The sequence below is a fragment of the Shinella sp. GW821-FHT11G07 genome, assembly GCF_058808115.1.
This window is the reverse complement of the sequence record NZ_JBXARJ010000001.1, coordinates 556,160-578,164: the sequence shown is the minus strand read 5'-3', so window position 1 is coordinate 578,164 and position 22,005 is coordinate 556,160. Positions and strand designations below refer to the sequence as shown.

17 protein-coding genes are annotated in these 22,005 nt (G+C 63.2%); 7 read left to right on the top strand and 10 right to left on the bottom strand.

Features of this window, described 5'->3' with window-relative positions; translation table 11 throughout:
* Positions 1-15: 15 nt before the first annotated feature.
* The gene (locus AC1RT2_RS02580; RefSeq protein ID WP_493099201.1) at positions 16-921 is read right to left on the bottom strand and encodes a DMT family transporter; all 906 of its coding nucleotides are present in this window, start codon (positions 919-921) and stop codon (positions 16-18) included.
* 167 nt (positions 922-1,088) lie between these two features.
* Here AC1RT2_RS02580 and AC1RT2_RS02575 point away from each other — a divergent pair, with 167 nt between their 5' ends.
* On the top strand, positions 1,089-2,873 hold the full coding sequence (locus AC1RT2_RS02575) for an IlvD/Edd family dehydratase (protein WP_493099199.1): 1,785 nt from the start codon (positions 1,089-1,091) through the stop codon (positions 2,871-2,873).
* 197 nt (positions 2,874-3,070) lie between these two features.
* On the opposite strand, the gene AC1RT2_RS02570 is transcribed toward AC1RT2_RS02575, so the two are convergent.
* The 3 genes from AC1RT2_RS02570 to AC1RT2_RS02560 all read right to left on the bottom strand — a co-directional run bounded on the left by AC1RT2_RS02570 (position 3,071) and on the right by AC1RT2_RS02560 (position 7,329).
* Positions 3,071-3,718 carry a MarC family protein gene (locus AC1RT2_RS02570; protein WP_493099197.1) on the bottom strand — a complete coding sequence of 216 codons (648 nt, stop codon included), beginning with the start codon at positions 3,716-3,718 and terminating at the stop codon, positions 3,071-3,073.
* 164 nt (positions 3,719-3,882) lie between these two features.
* The gene (locus AC1RT2_RS02565) at positions 3,883-6,042 is read right to left on the bottom strand and encodes a mechanosensitive ion channel family protein (RefSeq protein WP_493099195.1); all 2,160 of its coding nucleotides are present in this window, start codon (positions 6,040-6,042) and stop codon (positions 3,883-3,885) included.
* Between the two features lie 48 nt (positions 6,043-6,090).
* Positions 6,091-7,329: an alpha/beta hydrolase gene (locus AC1RT2_RS02560; protein WP_493099559.1), complete on the bottom strand. Its 1,239-nt coding sequence runs from the start codon at positions 7,327-7,329 to the stop codon at positions 6,091-6,093.
* Positions 7,330-7,944: 615 nt separating this feature from the next.
* Between AC1RT2_RS02560 and AC1RT2_RS02555 the strand changes: the two genes are divergently transcribed.
* The 3 genes from AC1RT2_RS02555 to AC1RT2_RS02545 all read left to right on the top strand — a co-directional run bounded on the left by AC1RT2_RS02555 (position 7,945) and on the right by AC1RT2_RS02545 (position 11,563).
* Entirely contained in the window at positions 7,945-9,051 is a 1,107-nt protein-coding gene (locus AC1RT2_RS02555; protein ID WP_493099193.1) for an HlyD family secretion protein, read from the top strand.
* Positions 9,041-10,066, top strand: a complete 1,026-nt coding sequence (locus AC1RT2_RS02550) for a DUF2955 domain-containing protein (protein ID WP_493099191.1) — start codon at positions 9,041-9,043, stop codon at positions 10,064-10,066. Before AC1RT2_RS02555 ends, AC1RT2_RS02550 begins: the two co-directional genes overlap by 11 nt.
* Positions 10,067-10,372: 306 nt before the next feature.
* Positions 10,373-11,563 carry a DUF3095 domain-containing protein gene (locus tag AC1RT2_RS02545; RefSeq protein WP_493099189.1) on the top strand — a complete coding sequence of 397 codons (1,191 nt, stop codon included), beginning with the start codon at positions 10,373-10,375 and terminating at the stop codon, positions 11,561-11,563.
* 40 nt (positions 11,564-11,603) lie between these two features.
* On the opposite strand, the gene AC1RT2_RS02540 is transcribed toward AC1RT2_RS02545, so the two are convergent.
* Complete coding sequence (locus AC1RT2_RS02540; RefSeq protein WP_493099187.1) at positions 11,604-12,080, bottom strand: Lrp/AsnC family transcriptional regulator; 477 nt, start codon at positions 12,078-12,080, stop codon at positions 11,604-11,606.
* Positions 12,081-12,183: 103 nt separating this feature from the next.
* Between AC1RT2_RS02540 and AC1RT2_RS02535 the strand changes: the two genes are divergently transcribed.
* Positions 12,184-13,395 carry a diaminopropionate ammonia-lyase gene (locus AC1RT2_RS02535; protein WP_493099185.1) on the top strand — a complete coding sequence of 404 codons (1,212 nt, stop codon included), beginning with the start codon at positions 12,184-12,186 and terminating at the stop codon, positions 13,393-13,395.
* Entirely contained in the window at positions 13,392-14,561 is a 1,170-nt protein-coding gene (locus tag AC1RT2_RS02530; RefSeq protein WP_493099183.1) for a M20 aminoacylase family protein, read from the top strand. Before AC1RT2_RS02535 ends, AC1RT2_RS02530 begins: the two co-directional genes overlap by 4 nt.
* A gap of 77 nt (positions 14,562-14,638) precedes the next feature.
* On the opposite strand, the gene AC1RT2_RS02525 is transcribed toward AC1RT2_RS02530, so the two are convergent.
* The 5 genes from AC1RT2_RS02525 to AC1RT2_RS02505 all read right to left on the bottom strand — a co-directional run bounded on the left by AC1RT2_RS02525 (position 14,639) and on the right by AC1RT2_RS02505 (position 19,597).
* Positions 14,639-15,355, bottom strand: coding sequence for an ABC transporter ATP-binding protein (locus AC1RT2_RS02525; protein WP_493099181.1), 717 nt, complete (start codon positions 15,353-15,355; stop codon positions 14,639-14,641).
* A complete protein-coding gene (locus AC1RT2_RS02520; RefSeq protein ID WP_493099179.1) occupies positions 15,352-16,170 on the bottom strand; it encodes an ABC transporter ATP-binding protein in 819 nt (272 codons plus the stop codon). The genes AC1RT2_RS02525 and AC1RT2_RS02520 overlap by 4 nt, the downstream gene beginning before the upstream one ends.
* Positions 16,167-17,471, bottom strand: a complete 1,305-nt coding sequence (livM, locus tag AC1RT2_RS02515; RefSeq protein ID WP_493099177.1) for a high-affinity branched-chain amino acid ABC transporter permease LivM — start codon at positions 17,469-17,471, stop codon at positions 16,167-16,169. Before livM ends, AC1RT2_RS02520 begins: the two co-directional genes overlap by 4 nt.
* 11 nt (positions 17,472-17,482) lie before the next feature.
* On the bottom strand, positions 17,483-18,400 hold the full coding sequence (locus AC1RT2_RS02510) for an ABC transporter permease subunit (protein ID WP_069062631.1): 918 nt from the start codon (positions 18,398-18,400) through the stop codon (positions 17,483-17,485).
* Positions 18,401-18,481: 81 nt separating this feature from the next.
* Positions 18,482-19,597, bottom strand: a complete 1,116-nt coding sequence (locus AC1RT2_RS02505; protein WP_493099174.1) for a branched-chain amino acid ABC transporter substrate-binding protein — start codon at positions 19,595-19,597, stop codon at positions 18,482-18,484.
* Positions 19,598-19,920: 323 nt separating this feature from the next.
* Between AC1RT2_RS02505 and AC1RT2_RS02500 the strand changes: the two genes are divergently transcribed.
* On the top strand, positions 19,921-22,005 hold the full coding sequence (locus AC1RT2_RS02500; RefSeq protein ID WP_493099172.1) for a hydantoinase/oxoprolinase family protein: 2,085 nt from the start codon (positions 19,921-19,923) through the stop codon (positions 22,003-22,005).

The window sequence follows — 22,005 nt, the reverse complement described above, 5'->3', positions numbered from 1 at the left end:
TTGCGCGTCGGCTTCTTATCCGCGGGCGCGGCGTTTCAGCTGCTGCTCGCGGAAGAAGATGAAGAGGCCGGAGGCAACGATGACGGCGGCGCCGATCAGCATGGCCGGGCGCGGCGCATCGCCGAAGAACATCCAGCCGAAGAGCACGGCCCAGATCAGCAGCGTGTATTGCAGCGGTACGACGGTCGAGGCGTCCGCCAGCTTCAGCGAGCGGTTGACCAGCATATGCGCGCCCATCGCCACGATGCCGAGCAGGCTCAGCAGGCCGAAATCGACACTGCTGACCGGCGCCCAGCCTGCCGGATCGACAAGGCACCAGACGCCCGCGAAGATCGCGGCACCCGCCACCTGCCAGAAGACCAGCGTCGTATCGGGTGCGGCGCGCAGCGATCGGCCAAGCACCATGGCAAGGCTGAAGGCGAGGCTGCCGGCGACCGCGATCAGGGCGGGCAGGGTGAAACTGTCCTTCGATGGTTCCAGTGCGATGACCACGCCGATGAAGCCGACGATGATGGCCGACCAGCGCCGCCAGCCGACCTTTTCGCCGAGCAGCAGCGGCGACATGGCCGCGACGTAGATGGGGGCTGCAAGCCAGTAGGTCATGGCGTCGGCAAGCGGCATATAGGCGACGGCGAAGTAGAAGCCGGAGGCCTCGAAGGCGAAGAGGGCGGAGCGCAGCAGGTGCAGTTTCGGCCGGTCGACATCGATGAGGCGGCGCCAGCCGACGCGCCAGAAGAACGGCGCGAGCACGACGATTGCGGCGATGCTGCGGATCAGCATGAGCTGGCCGACGGAGTAGGTCGCCACCAGCCATTTGCCGAGCACGTCGTTCAGCGAGAACATGACCATGCCGAGCAGCATCAGGATCACACCAAGGCGGGCGGTGCCTGAAGCAGGGGAGGCGGCGGTCATGTCTGTCATGGCGGGAACTCGGGTCTCGGGATGCGAGGGCTGTGACACATTCCCTCCAGCCGATCCAGTCAGCAATTTTGATAGCTGCATAAAGCGGAACACTGCATCGCCGGCCGGTTGATCGCGAAGGGAAGCGGTGGAACAGTGCGAACGGATATTTTCACAAGGCAGATTTCATGACGGACGAAACGACAGGCAAACGCCGGCTGCGCTCGCAGGACTGGTTCGATAACCGCGATCACATCGATATGGCCGCGATCTATCTCGAGCGCTTCATGAACTATGGCATCACGCCGGAGGAACTGCGTTCCGGCAAGCCGGTGATCGGCATTGCGCAAAGCGGCAGCGACCTGACACCCTGCAACCGCCATCATGTCGATCTGGCAAAACGCGTGCGCGACGGCATCCGTGATGCGGGCGGCATCCCGATCGAGTTCCCGACGCATCCTATCTTCGAAAATTGCAAGCGACCGACGGCAGCGCTTGACCGCAACCTCGCCTATCTCGGCCTCGTCGAGATCCTCTACGGCTATCCGCTTGACGGCGTCGTGCTGACGACAGGCTGCGACAAGACCACGCCGTCTGCGCTGATGGCCGCGTCCACGGTCGATATCCCGGCGATCGTGCTGTCCGGCGGGCCGATGCTCGACGGCTGGAATGAGGGTGATCTCGTTGGTTCCGGTACGGTGATCTGGCGCTCGCGCCGCAAGCTGGCGGCGGGCACGATCGATGATGAACAGTTCCTGCAGGCGGCCATGGATTCAGCGCCTTCCATCGGCCACTGCAATACGATGGGGACAGCCTCGACCATGAATGCGCTCGCCGAAGCGCTCGGCATGTCGCTGACCGGCTGCGCAGCCATCCCCGCCGCCTACCGCGAACGCGGCCAGATGGCTTACCGCACCGGCCGCCGCGCCGTGGAACTGGTGTTGGAGGACATCCGCCCCTCGCACGTCCTGAGCCGTGAGGCCTTCCTCAATGCTATCCGAGTGAATTCCGCGATCGGCGGCTCGACCAACGCCCAGCCGCACCTGATGGCCATGGCGAAACATGCCGGCGTGGACCTGAAGCCCGAGGACTGGCAGGTGCATGGCTACGACATTCCGCTGCTTGCCAATGTGCAGCCGGCCGGACGATTCCTTGGCGAGCGCTTCCACCGCGCCGGTGGCGTGCCGGCGATCATGCGCGAACTGCTCGATGCGGGAAAACTGGACGGAGGCTGTCCCACCGTGACGGGGCGGACCATGGTGGAGAACCTCGAAGGCCGCGCGGCGACCGATCGCGAGGTCATCCGACCCTATGGCGAACCGCTGAAAGAACGCGCGGGCTTCCTCGTGCTGAAGGGCAATCTGTTCGATTTCGCGATCATGAAGACCTCGGTGATTTCGCCGGAGTTTCGGGCGCGCTATTTGAGCGAGCCTGGCCGCGAAGGCGTTTTCGAAGGAAGGGCCGTCGTCTTTGATGGCTCGGAGGACTATCACAAGCGCATCAACGATCCGGCGCTCGACATTGACGAGCGCACCATCCTCGTCATTCGGGGTGCCGGGCCACTCGGCTGGCCGGGCTCGGCGGAGGTCGTCAACATGCAGCCGCCGGATCATCTGCTGAAGCGCGGCATCACCAGCCTGCCGACGATCGGCGACGGGCGCCAGTCCGGCACGGCGGACAGCCCCTCTATCCTCAATGCATCGCCGGAAAGTGCGGCCGGCGGCGGCCTCGCCTGGCTACGGACCGGCGACACGATCTGCATCGACCTCGAGAAGGGCAGCTGCGACATGATGGTGGACGCTGCCGAGATCGAGAGGCGAAAGGAAGACGGCATTCCGCCGGTTCCTGCTGATGCAACGCCCTGGCAGCGGCTCTACCGCCAGACCGTGACCCAGCTTGCGGACGGCGCGGTTATCGAAGGTGCTGCCGATTTTCGCAAGATCGCGGAGACGCCGCCGAGGCACAATCACTGAAGGCTGCGTGTTTGCGAGGGGAGGCCATGGCGGCGAATGACGAGGTCGCCGAAGCTCGGGGAAGAGCGAAGGCTGCCGGAGAGAGGTGAAGGTGATCACCAACAAATGCCTTGAACGAAAGGCCGGGCCGGTCTTTCTCGTCGGTTGGGCACGCCGGGCCAAGTTGCCCGGCGTGCCACAAGCAGATCATGCAACGCTCAGTGAACCGCGACCGCGGAAATGATCCCGAGTTTACCCAGCCCGGTTACGAACAATTGTACGGCGACTGCAGTGAGCAGGATCCCGAAGACGATTTCGGAGACGACCAGGCTGGCAGGCTTCATGCGCTTTGCCAGCACATCGATGTTGGTGAAGATGAGATAGTCGAACGCGGCAACCAGCAGGATCAAGCCGATGACCATGGCGACGCCGGCAATCGATGAGACTTCCGCCGAGACGAGAATGATCACCGTGATGCCGACGGGGTTGAGCAAATAGGGCACGGCGAGCGGAAAGATGGCGATCTTTGCCGGATCGACGGGCAGTCCGATTTCGTCATGCGGCTTTTCGATCGGCCCGGCCGCCATCTTGATCGCGAGAAGTGCCAGGATGATGCCGCCGGCCACGGCGACGGCACCGCCCGTAATGTGGAGAAGCCGCATCAACAGAGCGCCGGTCGCGAAAAGCAGCAGAGCCGTAATCAGCGCGGCTATGACCATCTGGCGACCGATGCGCGCCTTGGTTTCGGCATCGAAGGCATGGGTCTTTTCCAGAAACGGCACCAGGGCGATTTTCGGCCCCATGCCGATGAGAAGCAGGAGGAGCAGGTTTCCGACGAGCGCGGCATCGATGACTGTGAAATCCATGGAACGGTTCCTCTTGGCTTTGTGACGCTTGGCAGTCCCTAGCGGGGAGAGCGGGTGATGACGGGCGCGCGGACCCATGGGGCGAGTAAGGATGATGCGCTTTCCGGGGCCTTCATGTCCTCCAACCTCCTCGTCTGTTTGGTTTCACCGAAAGGGCGGCCTTCTCACGTCGGGGCGGGCATCAGCGCCGCTTTCTGCGTTGCCAGCGTCTTCTGCGCCGCAGCGACGCTGTCCTCGTCCTTGCCCCCCGAAACCTGCACGGTCGGTACGGCGATCTTGATGCCGTTCTTGTTGAAGGCTTCCCGAAGCATGGCATAGGCCCGGCGGCGGATGGCCGACTGCAAGGACGTGGGTTTCATGGTCATCCCGAAGCTGAGCTTGATGCCGTAGTCGTTGATCTCCTCGACACCCTTCATCTTCAGGTTCTCGATGATCAGCGGGTTGAATTCGGGATCCTCGCGCAGGGCCTTGCCAACGGCTTTCGTGATGCTCTTGACTTGCGGCACGTCGGAATCGTGGGCGACGGACAGGAAGAACTTAACGACAGACCAGTCACGGCTCATGTTCTGCACCGCGCCCAGTTCGCTGAACGGGACGATGTAGATCGGGCCGCGATGATGCCTGAGCTTGACGGAGCGCAGGCTGAAAGCCTCGACGGTGCCCTTGTAGCTGCCGCTCTGGATATACTCGCCGACCCGGAAGGCATCATCGAGCAGGTAGAACATGCCGCTGATGATGTCCTTGACCACCGTCTGCGCGCCAAAGCCGATGGCAACGCCGACCACACCGGCCCCAGCGATCAGCGGGCCAATCTCGATGCCGAGCGAGGACAAGGCCATCATGACGGCGACCGCCGCAAACAGGATCATCAGGAGATTGCGCAGGATGGGCAGCAGCGTCCGTATCCGAGAGCGTCGGCGCTCCTGCTCGCTGCCGATCTCGAACGCCTCCTGGCTGTCGCCGATCTTGTGGTCGATGAGCACCTTGACGATGTTCCAGGCGAGATCGACGACGAGGAGAATGATACCCGCGCTCAACAGGCCCCTGCCAAGGCGGAGTGCTGGCGAATCCTGCATCGTCATTTCGGTGAGGCGGACGCCCAGCACATTGGCGAGAAAAACGATCGCTCCGACGATCAGCGCCGCCCTTATGCCGCGTTCGATGATCACCGAGAGGACGGTACCCTTCTCCTGGCTGTCCTCCGCCCCGGGCGCACGCAGGATGTTGCTGACGGACGCCCTGGTGAGGGCGATGGCGGCCGGTAGTGCTGCGCAGACGACGGCGATCCAGAACAGCTTTATCGCGCCGATGACCCACAGCAGCCAGACACCAACCAGATAGGCCGTCCAAAGGATCTTTCGAAGCCGCAGGCCGGCGCGGCCAGCGGGCGCTTCACGCGGCGCGCACCAGACAGCTTCGATGCCGATTGCGAAGAGCACGAGGCCGAGGGAATAGGCGACGAGTTGGCGGGTGGCATCGGAAAAACCGAGCGTGCCAAGCAGGCGGATGGTGACCGAGCCGAAGGCGTACCAGCCGATGGCGTAGCCCAGACGCTCTGCCCAGAACTGTGCCGTTTCATTGGAAACCGGCACGAGGCGAAACTGGTTCTCGTTTTCCCGGACCGGCGCCAGAAAGACGTCGAGCAGTGCCGTTGCGAGGCGGAAGACGACGATCGCGAACAGGTACGCCACAACCACTTCGCGGATGAGCGTCGGCCACTCGAACAGGAGAAAAAATCCGATACTGCCGAGCCCGAAGGAGAGTACGTAGCAGGCCACCCACAGCAGGCGGGCAGCGATGGCGATCAACTTCTCCCGCACCGTTGCAAAGGATGCGGTCGCCATGCGGGCTCGCCAGCCAGCGCTGGCCCGACGGAACAGCCATTGGGCGCCGAGCCCTGCTGCAACGAACGCCGCGACCAGGAAAACCGGGCGTGTTCCGCCATTTGTCCGAATGTCGCGCTCGAGCAGCGCGCCCGCGCGCAAAGTCTCCGAAGGGAGGGAATGCGCGGCGGCGAGAAGGTCAGCGACATGGCTGCGAAATTTCGTCGTAACGTCGGCAAAGGAAACCGCGTCGCCCAACGCTGGTTGCGCCGGTTCCGTTTCCGTCTTGGCTGGCGTGGCGCTTTTCTGTTGCTCTAAAAGCCACGCCTGTACGTCCGGATTTGCAAGCAGGCCGATGAAATGCTGAACGCTCTCGGGCTGTGCCTTCGCTTCGGTGTTCTCCTGCGCTGCGCTTACGGAAACGCCGAGGAGAACGACGACCGCCAGCGCGAACGCGGTGAGCATCGTGCCGATGGAGACCATTTTCGAAAATGCTGCCATCACTTGCCCTTGCTTGAATGACGTCGCTCGAAGTCCCGCTGCTTGCCGCTATTGGCGTGCACACGTCCTTTGTCCGTTGTCGCCAGCCACGCATTTCGACGGCCGCCCTTTCGTATCGGCCGAGCCGGTAAGGCTGCTGACATGGCCCGCATAGTTGTCTCTCGTATCTGCATCGATGACGGCGACCGGAGCGGCAAGGATCAGGCCTGCCACGCTGCCGGCAGCCGCCGCCGTGCTCGTCGTTGCGGCAAGAAGCGTGTCGCCCAGCCCCACCTTGCTGTCGGTCAACGTCTGCCCGTCGGAGATCCGTGCCCCGATGAGGCGCACGACTTCCGGCGATTCCGCGAACTTGCCGTGGTTGAGCTTGTCGCCCGCCTTGACCTTGGTGAGGTCGATCACCGTGATCTGGCTGTCCGCCAACTCCTGCTTGAACGGCGCCTGCTCGGGATCGATGGCGCCAAGCCTTGCTACGTCGCCCCATACCCTGCGCGATACCGCAAGCGCGCGGTCGTCTCGCGAGACGAACAATGTGAAATTGGGATGATGTTCGCCCATGTCGGCGATCTGCTGGCGGAAGACGTCGACGTCGACGTCCGGCGAAGCCAGCATCACGTTCTGGAATTTCGCCGGAAGCCGGCCATTGCGGATGGCCATCTGGCGCAGCGCTTCCAGAGCAAGCCAGTTTCCCATGGAATGCGCGAGGATGGAGACCTCCTTCACATTCTGTTCCTTGGCGAGATGCTGGAAAAGCATCTCCAGCGCGTTGCGCGAGTAGTTCGTGCTTTCCCGATCATAGCCGTATGCAAGCAGGCTCCCGCGTGACGGCCACGTCACCAGCACCGGAGCGCTGTGGACGCCGGAATCCTGGACGATCTGTGCGAAGCGATAGACGGAATCTTCAAAGCGGTTGTTGAAGCCATGGATAAAGACCAGCACGCTGCCGTCTCCGCTTTTTTTCAGTGAAGCGTTCAGCCATTTCTGCGCGCCTTCGCGGTTGATCTCCTCCGCCTTGAGTGTTGCGAAATCGGTTGCCGGATTGGAGGGGAGCTTCTTTGGCCAGGCGACTTCCCCCACTTTCCGGGCGTCGCTGGGCGGGATGGAGACGGTGATATCCGCAAAGGCGGCGTCGCGGGCGCGTTCGCCCGTGAACATTTCGCCCTGAACCACGGAGCGGCTGCGCGTCGTTGTCACGAGCATGTTCACTTTGGTGGATTTTTGTTCGCTGTCCGCTACGGGAACGAGCACGTTCCGGGCATGGCCGCCGCAACCGCCGAGCACGATCAGCATGGCGCAGACAAGGATCGATTTCAGGCGACGGGGAAGAACCCCGGGCTTCTGGTAGGCAACGCAACCCGCTTTGATCACCGATATTCCCCGCGGGCGTCCTGCCATTGCTCACTGTCGCCCCCCGGCGGTTGCAGTGATCGATAGACGCCAAGGGAAATCTACGCGATGGCGTGCGCGCTTGCCCGTAACTTCGGGTAAGTTACGTCCGTTTCTGGGAGAAATTGCACGCCGTGTTGCGGATGAGGATTTGCGGAAATCGGGTTGGGGGCTATCATTGATTTGCTAAGATAGGCGTCGTTGGTGGCCGGCCGTTTACAGGCGTGCAGTCGCGGAAAACCGCAAAGATGTGCGCATTCGACGGCAAAGCCTGCCCGGCCGTTGAAAGAGACACGCCGCCATAAACACGTCCTGTGGGGGGCTGCGATAGCAGGCAAAGCAGGCGATCGTGCAGCTGTTGGCTACGGTAACTTATTCCACGACGTTCGCGTTCATCAGCAAACATCGCAGCATCACTGCCCGCTGTGCGGGTGTGGCATGGCCTTGCTGATGAGAGTGTGACCCGAAATCGTCGTTGGACGGCAGCCCATCGACCCCGTGCATTTGAAGGATGACAAAGTGGTTTCCGAGATTTCTGACGAGCCCGTCCCGCCACCGCCCCCGCGCAATCCGTTGCGCAGGATCGCCTTGGTCGTCGTGGCATTGGCGCTGGCCTTCTTCGTGCTGTCGATCTTCATGGAACGGCGCACGCCTTCGACGTCGCAAGCCCAGGTGCAGGCCTATATCGTAGGGATCGCGTCCGAAGTCACAGGCCGGGTTGTGGCGGTCGGCGTTGCCGACAATGCCCAGGTCGAGGCCGATCAGGTTCTTTTCCGCATCGATCCCACGCGCTACGAGCTTGCCGTCAGCGAGGCCGAGGCGGCGCTTGCCAGTGCCGGCCAGTCGATCGGTGCGTCGACGGCGACAGTAGACGCCGCCCAGGCCAAGCTCGTGCAGATCCAGGTGGACCGGGACAATCTGCGCGACCAATATGCCCGCGCCTCCGAACTGGTGCAGCGCGGCGTCTATTCCAAGGCGCGGTTCGATGCGGCCAAGTCTGCCTATGATCAGGCGGAGGCGGCGGTTTCGGGGGCACAGGCCGATCTTGCCAAGGCGAGAGAGCAGCTCGGCCCGACGGGCAAGGACAATCCGCAGCTCAGGGCAGCGCTCGCCGCGCTTGAAAAAGCCCGGCTCGATCTTCTCCACACGGTCGTTAAGGCGCCGTCGGCGGGCGTCGTCACCAATCTTCAGCTCACCATCGGCAAGGTCGTCTCGGCCGGCCAGCCCGCCATGACCTTCATCGACGCCGGCACGATTTGGATCAACGCGGCCTTCAAGGAGAACAGCCTCGAGAAGGTTGCTGTCGGCAACCGGGCGGAGGTGCTGTTCGATGCCCTGCCGGGACGGCTTTTCCCGGCGACGGTGGAAAGCGTCGGGTTTGGCGTGTCGCAGGGCGGAACGGACCCAAGCACCGGGCTGCCGACGATCAAGAACGACAGCGGCTGGGTTCGCGAGGCACAGCGCTTTCCCGTTCGGCTCACCATCGAGGAGGCGGACAGGCCAAAGGGCGGCGTGCGCTACGGCTCGCAGGCAAATGTCGTCATCTATACCGGAGACAACCCGATAACCAATGCATGGGGATCGTTGCGGATGCGCATCATTTCGGTGCTGACCTATGTCAACTGACAGCGCCGCCGTCGCCGAGCAGAAGCGCAAGGGGCTGCGGGTCGCTTTCGCGGTCTCCGTCGGCTTCACGTTCGCGGTGTTTTCGGGCGCCATCGTTCCGTTTCTCGGACCGCTGTTCGCCGCGCAGTTCCTGTTGGGAAGCGCGCAGCCCATGCCGCTGCGAAAGACTATCGGAGCAGCGCTGGTGATCCTGCTCACGGGGATCGCCATGATGGGGTTGACGATCCTGACAGCTGAGCATCCCCTGGTGCTCCTCCCGATGTTGGGACTGGTCTATTTTTCGTGCTTCGTCGCGCAATCGACGGGCAAGGGCGGTCCTGCGGTCTTTCTCGTCCTCGTCGTTGCGATCATCGTGCCGCTGCTCGGAATCCTGAACAAGGAGCTTGCCAGCTCCATCCTCTTCATCCTCGTCAGCGGCGTGTTGTCCGCAACGGTTCTCGCGTGGATCGCCCATGCGATCTTTCCCGAGCCGCCTGCGCAGAGCGCCGATGTTCCGCCACCCGAAGAGCGCCCCCCGGCTCTGGCGCGCGCACTGGCCAACACCGCAATCCTCCTCGCATCGGTCGCGATCTGCCTGACGAACGATAATCTCAACGCCGCTGCGGTCATTCCCATAACCGTGGCATCGCTGCTCGGACAACTCGACCTCGCGGCAAGCGGTCGTGCAGCGGTCGGGCTTGTGATTGTCAATCTCTTCGGCGGCGTTCTCGCCTCGCTCGCCTATGCGATCCTGGACCTGCGGCCCAGTCTTTTTACGATCTTCATCATCGTCCTGGTGGCCGCGCTTCTGCTTGGCGGGCGCGCAGCCGCCCCGTCGAAGGACGCACCGGTTTTCGCGGGCGCCCTGACGATCTTCCTGATCCTGTTCGGGCTGGGGGTGTCGCCGCTGCCGGGAAGTGCGGCCGAATCCTTCGCGACCCGCATCCTCTATGTCGGGATGGCCTTGGTCTTCACACTGCTGTTTGCAGTGCTTCTTTCGCCGCGAAAATCGGGCATGAAGCAGATATCGGCATGACAACTTGCCGCCAGCTTGACGCGGCGCTTCAAAACAAAGTTGGCCAAGGGGGCCGATGCTTGCGGCTCGCCAAATGACGAAGGGCGCTCGACCCTTTCGGGGAGCGCCCTTCGGACCCGGACAGCTGCGAACGCGCGACAAATCTGTCGCTGCAGGCAATCATCATAACGGGCAGTGATCGGTAGATGGGGGCGCGCCGCCGCGAAATCAAGAGCGCCATCCCCCGTCTCGGATATCATGAGGAAGCCGGTTGATTGGCCGCCGAACCACGTCGCCTGTCCTGCGCGAATATGGTAGCCTTGCGGCATGAGCGAGCCTTCCAGCGAAACATTTTTCAGCACGCTTTCCGCCTTCGTCGATTTCGCAGGCGTTGCCGACAGCCGGAATTACCGGACGCTGCCATCCGACTGGGCTTTGGCGACGGCCGATATCGTCGATTCCACCGGGGCGATCGAGGCCGGCCGCTACAAGGCGGTCAACATGGCCGGCGCCAGCGTCATCTCGGCCATCCTCAACGCGCTCGGCAACAACGACCTTCCCTTTGTGTTCGGCGGCGATGGCGCCCTGGTTGCCGTGCCGCCCTCGGGGGTGGAGAAGGCGTTGGCTGCACTTTCGGCAGTGCAAAGCTGGGTGGGCGAGGAACTGCACCTGACGCTGCGTGCCGCTCTCGTGCCCGTTGCCGATGTCATTGCGGCCGGCCTGGAAGTCCGCGTTGCGCGCTTCCAGGTTACCCCGGATCTTTCCTATGCGATGTTTGCCGGCGGCGGATCGAGCTGGGCCGAAGCGCGCATGAAGGAGGGCCTTTTCACCGTTCCGCCGGCGCCGCCAGGCGCCCGTCCGGATCTGGCCGGCCTGTCCTGCCGATGGAACCCGATCAAATCCCGGCACGGCGACATCGTCTCGGTCTTCGCGGTTCCTGCCGGTTCAGGCGCCGTGGAGGCCTTTCAGGCGCTGGTCCTTGATATCGTCGCACTGGCCGCCGGCGAAGAGCGGGAGGGCCATCCGATTGCGCCGGAAGGACCGCAGATGGGATTGTCGGTTGCGGGTCTATCGGCGGAAACCAAGACGGCTCCGAAGGGAAGGCGCTTCCGGCACCGGCTGTTCATTCTGGGGCAATATCTGCTGACTGTTGGTCTCTATCGTCTCGGCCTGACGCTCGGTCGTTTCGATCCGAAAGTGTATCGGCAGGATGTTGCCCGCAACACCGATTTCCGCAAATTCGACGATGGCCTGAAAATGACCATCGACATCGATCCGGAAAGGCTGCGCCAGATCGAAACCCGGCTCGAGGACGCCATGCGCGCCGGCATTTGCCGCTTCGGCCTGCACCGGCAGGATTCGGCGCTGATGACCTGCATCGTGCCGACGGCGCTCAGCCGTGATCACATGCACTTCATCGACGGCGCCGCCGGCGGCTACGCGATGGCCGCCAGCCGCCTGAAGAAGCAGATGTCTTCCATCCCATCGGGCGTATCCTCACCTTTGCAGGCGACATAAGCGACGGATTTCCGTTGCTTCGCAAGTTGCGGTTCGGCTCTCACGCCTCCACCACAACGCCTAGGCCCACCTTCACGCGGTCCATCGCGACGAACGTGCGGAACCGCTTGACATTGTTGTTGCCGAAGAAGAGGCGCCGCGTCAGAGCTTCGTAGTCGGCCATGGCGGGCACGGTGACGACGAGGATGAAGTCCGCCTCGCCGGTGACGTAGTAACATTGCTGGATTTCCGGCGTGGCGGCGAAGGCGCGTTTGGCGGCCTCGATGTGCTCGGCCGTCTCGCTGATCACCTCCACCTCGACGAAGAGCGTGATGGACTGGCCAACCGCGGCGGGATCGACAATGGCGACATTCGCCCGGATGACGCCGTCTTCCGTCATGCGCTTGATCCGCCTCTGGACGGCGGGTGCCGAGAGATTGACCGCCTCGCCAATCGTGCGTTGCGGCGTGGTGTTGTCCTGTTGCAAGATGGCGAGGATTTTCCGGTCGAAGGCATCGAGGCGCGGCGGATGGTGCATTAGACAGCTCCAGATGAAACAAACTTGCAAAGGACACGGCAAATATCAGCGCTCATTTCAGTCGTGATGCAATATCGTTTAGCTTCCAACCGAGGAGGCCACCATGTTCCTGAAGAATACCCATGCCGACTATCGTACGGCGCTCGACCCGCGCGATGCCGAAACGCTCGGCCTTGAAGCCGCCGCCGAAGTGGAGCGCCATCTTTCCTTCCGGGACAATCACGCGGAAACACCGCTCGTCGCGCTGCCCGGCCTGGCGAAACGACACGGGGTCGCGGCGATCCACATCAAGGACGAAGGCCATCGTCTCGGTCTCGGCAGTTTCAAAGCACTGGGCGGGGCCTATGCGGTGATCCGCCTCGTGCTGGAGGAGGCCGGCGAGAGGCTCGGACGAACGGTGGACGTCGCCGCGTTGCGGGCACCGGAGGTGGCAGCCGTCGCGCGGACCATGACGTTTGCCTGCGCCACGGACGGCAACCATGGCCGGTCGGTGGCGCAGGGTGCCCAACTTGTGGGCGCGCAGGCGGCGATCTTCGTCCATGCCGGCGTCTCGGCCGAGCGCGTCGCCGCCATCGCCCGGTTTGGCGCGGAGATGATCCGTGTCGACGGCACCTATGACGATTCTGTGCTGGAGGCTGCGCGGGTGGCGGAGGAGAAGGGCTGGACGATCGTTTCCGACACGTCCTGGCCCGGCTACGAGCGTATTCCGGGGCTGGTGATGCAAGGCTACACCGCGCTGGTGCGCGAGGCGCTGCGAGCATTGCCGGCGCCGCCGTCCCATGTCTTCGTGCAGTCTGGCGTCGGCGGCATCGCCGCCGCAGTGGCCGGCCATCTGGCGCTGGAACCAGAGGCGGTGCGGCCGGTCTTCACGGTTGTTGATCCGGCACGGGCGGCCTGCCTGTTCGAGACGGCGCGCGCTGGCCATGCGGTGACGATCGCCCATGGCGCGCCGACCGTCATGGCCATGCTCGAATGTTATACGCCCTCGCTTGTCGCCTGGCGCATCCTGTCGCGTACCGCTGATGCCTTCATGACCGTCGACGAGGAGGATGCCATCGCGGCGATGAAACAGCTCGCCAATCCTGTCGCCGGCGACCCGGTCGTGGTTGCCGGGGAAAGCGGCGGTGTCGGCCTTGCTGGCCTGATGCGTGCCATCGCCGATCCGGCCGTGAAGGCAGATCTTGGTATCGATGGTCAATCGCGGATCCTCCTGATCAATACGGAAGGAGCGACGGATCCCGGAAAATACGAGGAAATCGTCGGGCTTTCGCCCGCGCTCGTAGCTACGCGGAACGGGAAGGGAGAACCGGCATGACAATCGACGGAAACGCCCTTCAAGCCGAAATGACAGCCTGGCGGCGTGACCTGCACGCCCATCCCGAATTCGGCTTCGAGGAGACGCGAACCGCGGCTTTCGTTGCGAAAAAGCTGCGCGAGTTCGGCCTCGATGAGGTCGTGGAAGGCGTCGGCGGAACGGGTGTTGTCGGAACGTTGCGGCGAGGGCAGGGCAACCGTTCCATTGCGCTTCGGGCGGATATGGATGCGTTGCGGATCACCGAGCAGGAGGAGAGAGCCTATCGCTCACGCAATCCGGGCGTCATGCACGCTTGCGGCCATGACGGACACACGACCATGCTGCTCGGTGCCGCAAAAGTACTGGCGCAGGAGGGCGGTTTCGACGGCACAGTGCGCTTCGTCTTCCAGCCGGCGGAGGAATGGGGTAAGGGCGCACTGGCCATGCTCGACGACGGGCTGATGCAGCGTTTCGCCTTCGAGGAGATCTACGGCATCCACAACATGCCGGGCCTGCCGGTCGGGCATTTCGAAACACGCCCTGGCGCCATCATGTCGGCGGAAGACAATTTCGAGATCGTGCTCCAGGGTGTCGGCGGCCACGCGGCGCGGCCGCATTGGGGCAACGAGGTGCTGGTCGCCGCCTGTGCGCTTGTGACCAGCCTCCAGACCATTGTGGCACGCCGGCTAAGCCCGACGGATGTGGGCGTGGTCTCGGTGACGGAACTCATCACCGACGGCACGCGCAATGCGCTTCCGGGTCTGGCGCGGATCTTGGGGGATGCCCGTAGTTTCCGGCCGGAGGTGAGTGCGGCGATCGAAAGGCAGATGCGCATCATCGCCGAGGGCACCGCGCTGGCGCATAATGTCACCGCGAGCGTCACCTATACGCGGGAATTCGTGCCGCTACTGAACGACCCGGCCCTCGTCGACGAGGCCTTTGCCGTTGCACGTGCCATTCTGCCGCCGGAGAATGCGAGACTCGCCGCCGAGCCGATGACCGGGTCTGAGGACTTCGCCCATTTCCTCGCCCATGTGCCGGGCTGCTTCGTCTTCCTTGGCAACGGCATGGAGTCTGCGCCGCTGCACAACCCCGGCTACGACTTCAACGACGAAGGGCTTCTCCACGGCGCGGATTTTCATGCCGGTATCGTGAGACGGCGGCTTTCCGGCGCCCTCGTTCAATAACCTGGATCAGACACCTAGAATTGGGGGGGCGACGGGGATATTTCGACGGCATCAGGCTCTTGTGCGGCATTCTCCGTTCAGTGCAGGCCGAGATAGGCCTTGCGGACGTCTTCGTTGTCGAGCAGGGCAGCACTTTCACCGGAGAGGTGGATGCGGCCGTTGACCATGACGTAGGCGCGCTGTGAGAGTTTCAGCGCGTGGTTGGCGTTCTGCTCGACGAGGAAGATGGTCTTGCCCATCTGGGCGATCTCCTTCAACACCTCGAAGACGCGCTTGACGACGAGGGGTGCGAGGCCGAGCGACGGTTCGTCGAACAGGATGAGTTCCGGCCGCGCCATCATGGCACGGGCGATCGCCAGCATCTGCTGCTCGCCGCCGGACATGGTGCCGGCGGTCTGGCTGCGGCGTTCCTTGAGGCGCGGGAAAAGATCGAACATGGTCGAACGATCCTCGTCGAAGTGATCCATGCCGATCGGTGTCGTGCCCATCATCATGTTCTCCTCCACCGTCATGTCCTGGTAGATCTGCCGGCCTTCCGGGACGAGCGCGATGCCGCGGCGGGAAATCCTGTTGGTCGCAAGGCTGGAAATGTCCTCGCCCTTGTGCAGGATCTTTCCGGCAGAGGCCCGCGGCGCGCCAAAAATCGAGGAGAGCAGTGTCGTCTTGCCGGCACCGTTCGCGCCGATCAGGCTGACAATCTCACCCTTGGAAACATGGACGTTCACATCCTTCAGCGCCTCGACCGGGCCGTAATGGGCGCGCACGCCGGTAAATTCGAGCAGCGGAACGCTCATGCCTCAACCTCTTCTTCACTGACGCCGAGATAGGCGGCGACCACGGCGGGATCGTTCGCCACATGCTCGGGCGTTCCGTCGGAAATCACCTCGCCATGGTCGAGTACGACGATATGCTGGGAAATGCGCATGACGAGTGCCATGTCGTGTTCGATGACGAGGACGGACTGGCCATGCTCGATGCAGAGCCGCTGGATGACCTCGGAGAGTTCGCGGGTTTCCGACGGGTTGAGGCCGGCCGCCGGCTCGTCGAGGCAGATGAGCTCCGGGCCGGTGCACATGGCGCGCGCGATTTCGAGACGCCGCTGCCGGCCGTAGGGCAATTCGCCGGCGAGGCGATTGGCGTCGTCGACAAGGTTCATCTCGCGCAGCCAGTGGTAGGCGCGATCGACCGCCTCGCGCTCGGCGCGGCGGAAGCCCGGCGTGCGGAAAACGCCGCTCAGCAGATTGTTGGCGGTCACCAGATGCTGGGCGACAAGCAGGTTCTCGACGACGGACATTTCCTTGAACAGGCGGATGTTCTGGAAGGTCCGGGCGATGCCGGCGCGTGTCACGAGATGCGAACCGCCGGTGATGGGTTTTGTGATCAGCGTGCCGATATCCAGCGACCCGTCGCGGCCGTTCAGCACGATTTCGCCTTCGCTTGCCCGATAGAAGCCGGTGATGCAGTTGAACATGGTCGTCTTGCCGGCGCCGTTCGGGCCGATCAGCGCCGTCACCGCGCCGCGCTCCACCGAGAAGCTGACATTGCGGTTCGCGACGATGCCGCCGAAGCGCATGGTGACGTTGCGGATGTCGAGGAGAGGTGTGGTCATCGGGCTGCCTCCACCTTGGCTGCGAGCGGGAGCGTCCCGGCATCCGTCGCCGTGCTCGGAAAGAAGGCCGGGCGCTTGATGTGCACGAGGCCGCGGGGTTTCCAGATCATCATGACGACCATCAAGACGCCGAAGATCAGCACGCGGTATTCGGCAAAGTCACGCAAGAGTTCCGGCAGGATGGTGAGGACAAGGGCGGCGGCGATAACGCCGACCGTCGAGCCGAGGCCACCGAGAACCACAATGGCGAGGATGAGGGCGGATTCGAAGAAAGTGAAGGATGTCGGGTTCACGAAGCCCTGGTGGACGGCAAAGAACACGCCGGCAAGACCGCCCGTCGAGGCGCCGAGCATGAAGGCGGTGAGTTTCGTGAAGACGTGGTTCACGCCGAGCGAGCGGCAGGCGATCTCGTCCTCGCGCAGCGCCTCCCACATGCGGCCGAGCGGCATGACGCGCAGGCGCTCCACGGCATAGATGACGAGGCAGACGACGAGGAACAGCACGAGGTAGATGAACCAGAATTTGTAGTCGGCGCTGTAGGGGATGCCGAGATAGTCATGGATCGGTATGCCGCCCTGCTTGGCCGTGCGGGTGAATTCCAGGCCGAAAAGCGTCGGCGCGGGCACGGGCGCGCCATTGGGGCCGCCGGTGAATTCCAGCCAGTTGTTGAGGACGAGACGGATGATCTCGCCGAAGCCGAGCGTGACGATCGCGAGATAGTCGCCGTGCATCTTGAGGACCGGAAAGGCGAGGACCATGCCGAAGAGGCCGGCGAGGAAGGGGGCGATGACCAGCGCGCTCCAGAAGCCGAGCCCGAGATACTGATAGCCGAGTGCCAGGAGATAGGCGCCGACCGCATAGAAGGCGACGAAGCCGAGATCGAGCAAACCGGCGAGGCCGACGACGATGTTCAGCCCCAGGCCGAGCAGGCAGTAGATCAGCGCGAGGATCGCGATGCCGAGAAAATACTTGTCCGCGAAGAAGGGCAGGCTGAGCCCTGCGAGGAACAGGAGGGCGAGGATCAGCAAGGGCGACTTTTCCGTGCCGGTCATCACCGTAACGCCGACACCGCTGTCGGCCAGCTTGCGGGTCAGCGCCTGGCCAAGGCCGGTCATCTGGATGAGAGAGATCGCGACACGCCCGGCGGTGACGATGGCGGCGAGCAGGACGGCGCGCGTCAGCTCATTGCGGAACGAGAAACCCTCGAGCACGAGGCCGGAGATCGGGCCAAACAGGATGAGCGAGACGGTAAAGGTAAGAAGTGTCTGCTTGAAGAGCGTGCGGAGGCGGTTGGTTTGCATGGTCGTTCTCCTCACACTTTCTGGATTTCCGGCCGGCCGAGCAGGCCATAGGGGCGGAAGAACAGTAGGGTGATGAGCAGCGCGAAGGCGAAGACGTCCTTGTAGTCGGTGCTGACATAACCGGCGAACAGCGCTTCCGTCAGGCCAAGCAGGATGCCGCCGAGCACGGCACCGGGCAGCGAGCCGATGCCTCCAAGCACGGCCGCGGTAAAGGCCTTGATGCCCATGACGAAGCCGATGAAGAAGTTGAACGAGCCGTAGTTGAAGGTGACGAGCACGCCGCCGACTGCAGCCGTCGCGGCGCCGATGACGAAGACAGTCGAGATGATGCGGTCGGTGTTGACGCCGAGCACGGCGGACATGCGGATGTTCTGCTGCGTTGCCCGGCATTCCCGGCCGATGCGGGTGTAGTTGATCACATAGGTGAGGATACCCATGGCGATCAGCGAGGCGAAGAGGATGACTGTCTGCATATAGGTTATCTGCGCGAAATGCACGCCGTCGCCGAAGCGGAAGGCCCCGCTGATCAGGGTCGGAACACCCTGGTCGCGTGCGCCCTGCGAGATCTGCACGTAGCTTTGCAGCATCAGTGAAATGCCGATGGCGGAAATCAGCGGGGCAAGCTTGGTGGAGCCCCGCAAAGGACGGTAGGCGACGCGCTCGATCGCCCAGCCGTAGACGGCCGTGACGGCGCAGGTGATCACCAGTACGGAAATCAGCGCGAAGGGCACGGACTGGATGCCGAAGAAGGTGAGCACGGCAAGGGTTATCGCAGCGATGTAGGCCGAAACCATGTAGACGTCGCCATGGGCGAAGTTGATCATGCGGATGACACCGTAGACCATGGTGTATCCGACGGCGATCAGCCCGTAGATCGTGCCGAGCGTGATGCCGTTGAACAATTGCTGGACCAGGATGTAGACGTCCACGGCAAACCCTTCTCTTCAAATCTTGCGGGCATGGCGAAACCAGCCGGACGCCCATGTCCGGCTGGTTCGGGCGGGCCTGCCTTAGTTCACGAGAGCCGGGGTTCCCTTGTCGTCGAAGGTGTAGAAGACGAACTTGAAGTCCTTGATGTCGCCCTTTTCATCCCAGGTGATCTTGCCGATGGCGGAATCGACCGTGTTGGCACGCAGCCAGTCGGTCTGCGCCTTCAGGTCTTCGCCGGCCTTCAGCGCCGCCACGACCGCCTGCGCATTGGCGTAGCCGTAGAGCACGTAGTTCGCCGGTGTGACGTTGGCCTTGGTCAGGGCGTCCTGCACGTCCTTGGTCGACGGGTCGGCCAGCGGATCGGGTGTTGCCGAATAGTAGACGTCCTTGAGGTAGGCCCCGCCGCCGGCCGCAGCCACGAGTTCCGCCTGTGCGAAGGAATCACCGCTGACGAAGACGACGTCGACGCCCTGTTCCTTGAGCTGGCGGATAAGCGGGCCGCCTTCCGGAATGAGGCCGCCGAAATAGACGGCGTTCGCGCCCGTGCTCTTGATCTTGGTGACGAGCGCGTTGAAGTCGCGTTCGCCGCGCGTCAGGCCTTCATAGAGCACCGGCGTGATGCCACGCGCTTCGATTGTCTTCTTCACGGCGTCGACCAGGCCCTGGCCGTAGGTGTCCTTGTCGTGGATCAGCGCGATCTTGTCCCGCTTCAGCGTGTCGAGGATGAAGCCGCCGGCAACGACGGCCTGCTGGTCGTCACGCCCGCAGCCGCGGAACAGGTTGTCAAAGCCGCGATCCGTCACGGTCGGGTTGGTCGACGACGGCGTCATTTCGAGGATGCCGGCGTCGTTGTAGATTTCCGAAGCCGGGATCGTGCTCGAAGAGCAGAAGTGTCCGATCACAGCTTGGACCTTATCCTGATCGACGAAGCGGTTGGCGACGGCGACAGCCTGCTTCGGCTCGCAGGCGTCGTCGCCCTTCACCAGCTCGATCTGCTTGCCGTTGATGCCGCCGCTCGCGTTCACGCCGTTCACATAGGCCGATACGCCATCGAAGACCTGCTCGCCAAACGTGGCGTTGGCGCCGGTATAGGGGCCGGCAACGCCGATCTTGATCGTGTCGGCGGCAAAGGCCGGCGCAAGCAGGAGCGCGGATGCGATGGCGGTGGCAGCGAAGAGTTTCGAAATGGATGTCATGAAAGGCTTCCCTCTGGTTAAGCCGTTGATGTTATTCGTTTCGACGCGTGTTTTCCCGCGTTCGGTCTTCTTGTGGCGGCCGAGCCATTCGCCTTTCCCGGGCGTGCGGCAGCCGGCATAATGTCTTGATTGCGACGGCTTTTGTGTCGTGATCAGGCTTCAAATTCAGTTGACACATGTATGATAAGTGATATATTCAAAATCCGTCAAGCGGAAATCTTGCGTCGGTGCGCCGGGCATGAAAACCTGATGCGCCTGAGGTTCGGCCGGCGGTCGTGCCGGATGGATTCGATGCCGAAAGGTGCCTGAATGTGGGGAATGACATGGTGAGCAATGCGCCGCGGAACTGCCGGGTGGGTGTCGATATCGGCGGTACGTTTACGGACATCGCCCTCGATCTGGATGGCGTGCTGTATTCGACAAAGGTGCTGACCGATTATACCGGTCCCGAGCGGGCCATCCTGAAGGGGGTCGTCGCCGTCGCCGAGATGGCGAGCATTTCGCTCTCCGAGATCAATCTTCTGATTCATGGCACGACGCTCGCCACCAATGCGCTGATCGAGCGGCGCGGCGCCAGGACCGCCTTCGTCACGACTGAAGGGTTTCGTGACACCCTGGAAATGCGCACGGAAAACCGCTTCGAGCAGTATGATCTCAACATCGTCCTGCCGCCGGCGCTCATTGCTCGCGCCGACCGTTTCGTCGTGCGCGAGCGCATGAACGCGGCTGGCAAGGTGCTGCTGGCACTGGACGACGCCTCCGTCGATACCGTCGTCTCGGCCATTGCGGCGGGCGGCTACGAGAGCGTCGCCATCGGCTTCATCCACGCCTATGCCAATGGCGCTCACGAGGCCGCCGTGCGCGACGCGATCCTCAAGCGCCTGCCGCATGTCTCCGTGTCGGTTTCGTCTGAAGTCTCGCCGCAAATGCGCGAATTCGAGCGCTTCAACACGGTCTGCGCCAATGCCTATGTGAAGCCGGCGATCAAATCCTATCTCGACCGGCTCGTCGTCTCGCTGAAGGAAATCGGCGTCCGCTGCCCGGTGTTCATGATCCACTCCGGCGGCGGCATCGTCTCCGTCGAAAGCGCCTCCGAATTCCCGGTGCGCCTCGTCGAATCCGGCCCCGCGGGCGGCGCGATCTTCGCCGCCGACATCGCGCGACGCCACGGGCTGGACACCGTGCTCTCCTTCGACATGGGCGGCACGACGGCAAAGATCTGCCTGATCGAAAACCAGGTGCCGAAGACCGCAAAGACCTTCGAGGTCGCGCGCACCTACCGTTTTCGCAAGGGCTCCGGCATGCCGATCTCCATTCCGGTGGTCGAGATGGTGGAAATCGGCGCCGGCGGCGGTTCCATCGCCTCCGTGGATGGTATGCGCCAGATCCGCGTCGGGCCGCATTCGGCAGCCTCCGAGCCAGGTCCCGCCTGCTACCAGCGCGGCGGCAAGAACCCGACAGTGACGGACGCCGATCTTATTCTCGGGAAGCTTGATCCCGACAATTTCGCCGGTGGCGCCATTCCGCTTTCCGTCGCGGCCAGTCGTCAGGCGATGGCCGACGATATCGGCACGGTGATCGGCCTCGATCCGGATGGCGCCGCCTACGGCACCTGCGAGATGGTGGACGAGAACATGGCCAATGCCGGCCGCGTGCACACCGTTGAGAACGGCAAGAACATCGCCGATTTCACCATGATCACCTTCGGCGGTGCCGGCCCACTGCATGCGGCAAGACTTTGCGAGAAGATGGGCATTTCCACCTTCCTCGTGCCGGCGGGCGCCGGTGTCGGCTCGGCCATCGGGTTCCTGCGCGCGCCCTTCGGTTATGAATCGGTCCGCAGCGCCGTCTTCAATCTCTCCAGCTTCGACTTTGCCGAGGCGAACAAACTGGTCTGCTCCATGCAGGCCGAGGCCCTCGGCTTCGTCGAAGGTGGGCTCGATAGCGGCGCGCCGGTGATCGAACGCACGCTCTTCATGCGTTATGCCGGACAGGGCTGGGACATTCCGGTGCCGCTCGATGCGGAAAAGTTCGAAGCCGGCAGTGCTCAGGCACTCGCTGCGAAGTTCGAAACGGAATACGAGCGCTTCTTCGGCCGCGCCATCGAAGGCCTTGATATCGAGATCGTCAGCTGGTCGGTCAAGGCGAGTTCGCCACTGCCGCCTGTCGCCCGCGTCGCCGCCGTCGATGAAGGCAGCGTCGTGACGCCGGCCAAGACCCGCCGCCTGTTCGAGGCTGCGCAGGGCGCATTCCTCGATGCCGGCATCCATGAGCGTGACGGCCTGAAACCCGGCGATGTCGTGAAAGGCCCCGCCATCGTCGTCGAGCGCGAAACCTCCACCATGCTCACCGCCGCCTTCAAGGCCATCGTGCAGAACGACGGCTGCCTGCTCGTCACCCGACTGTAA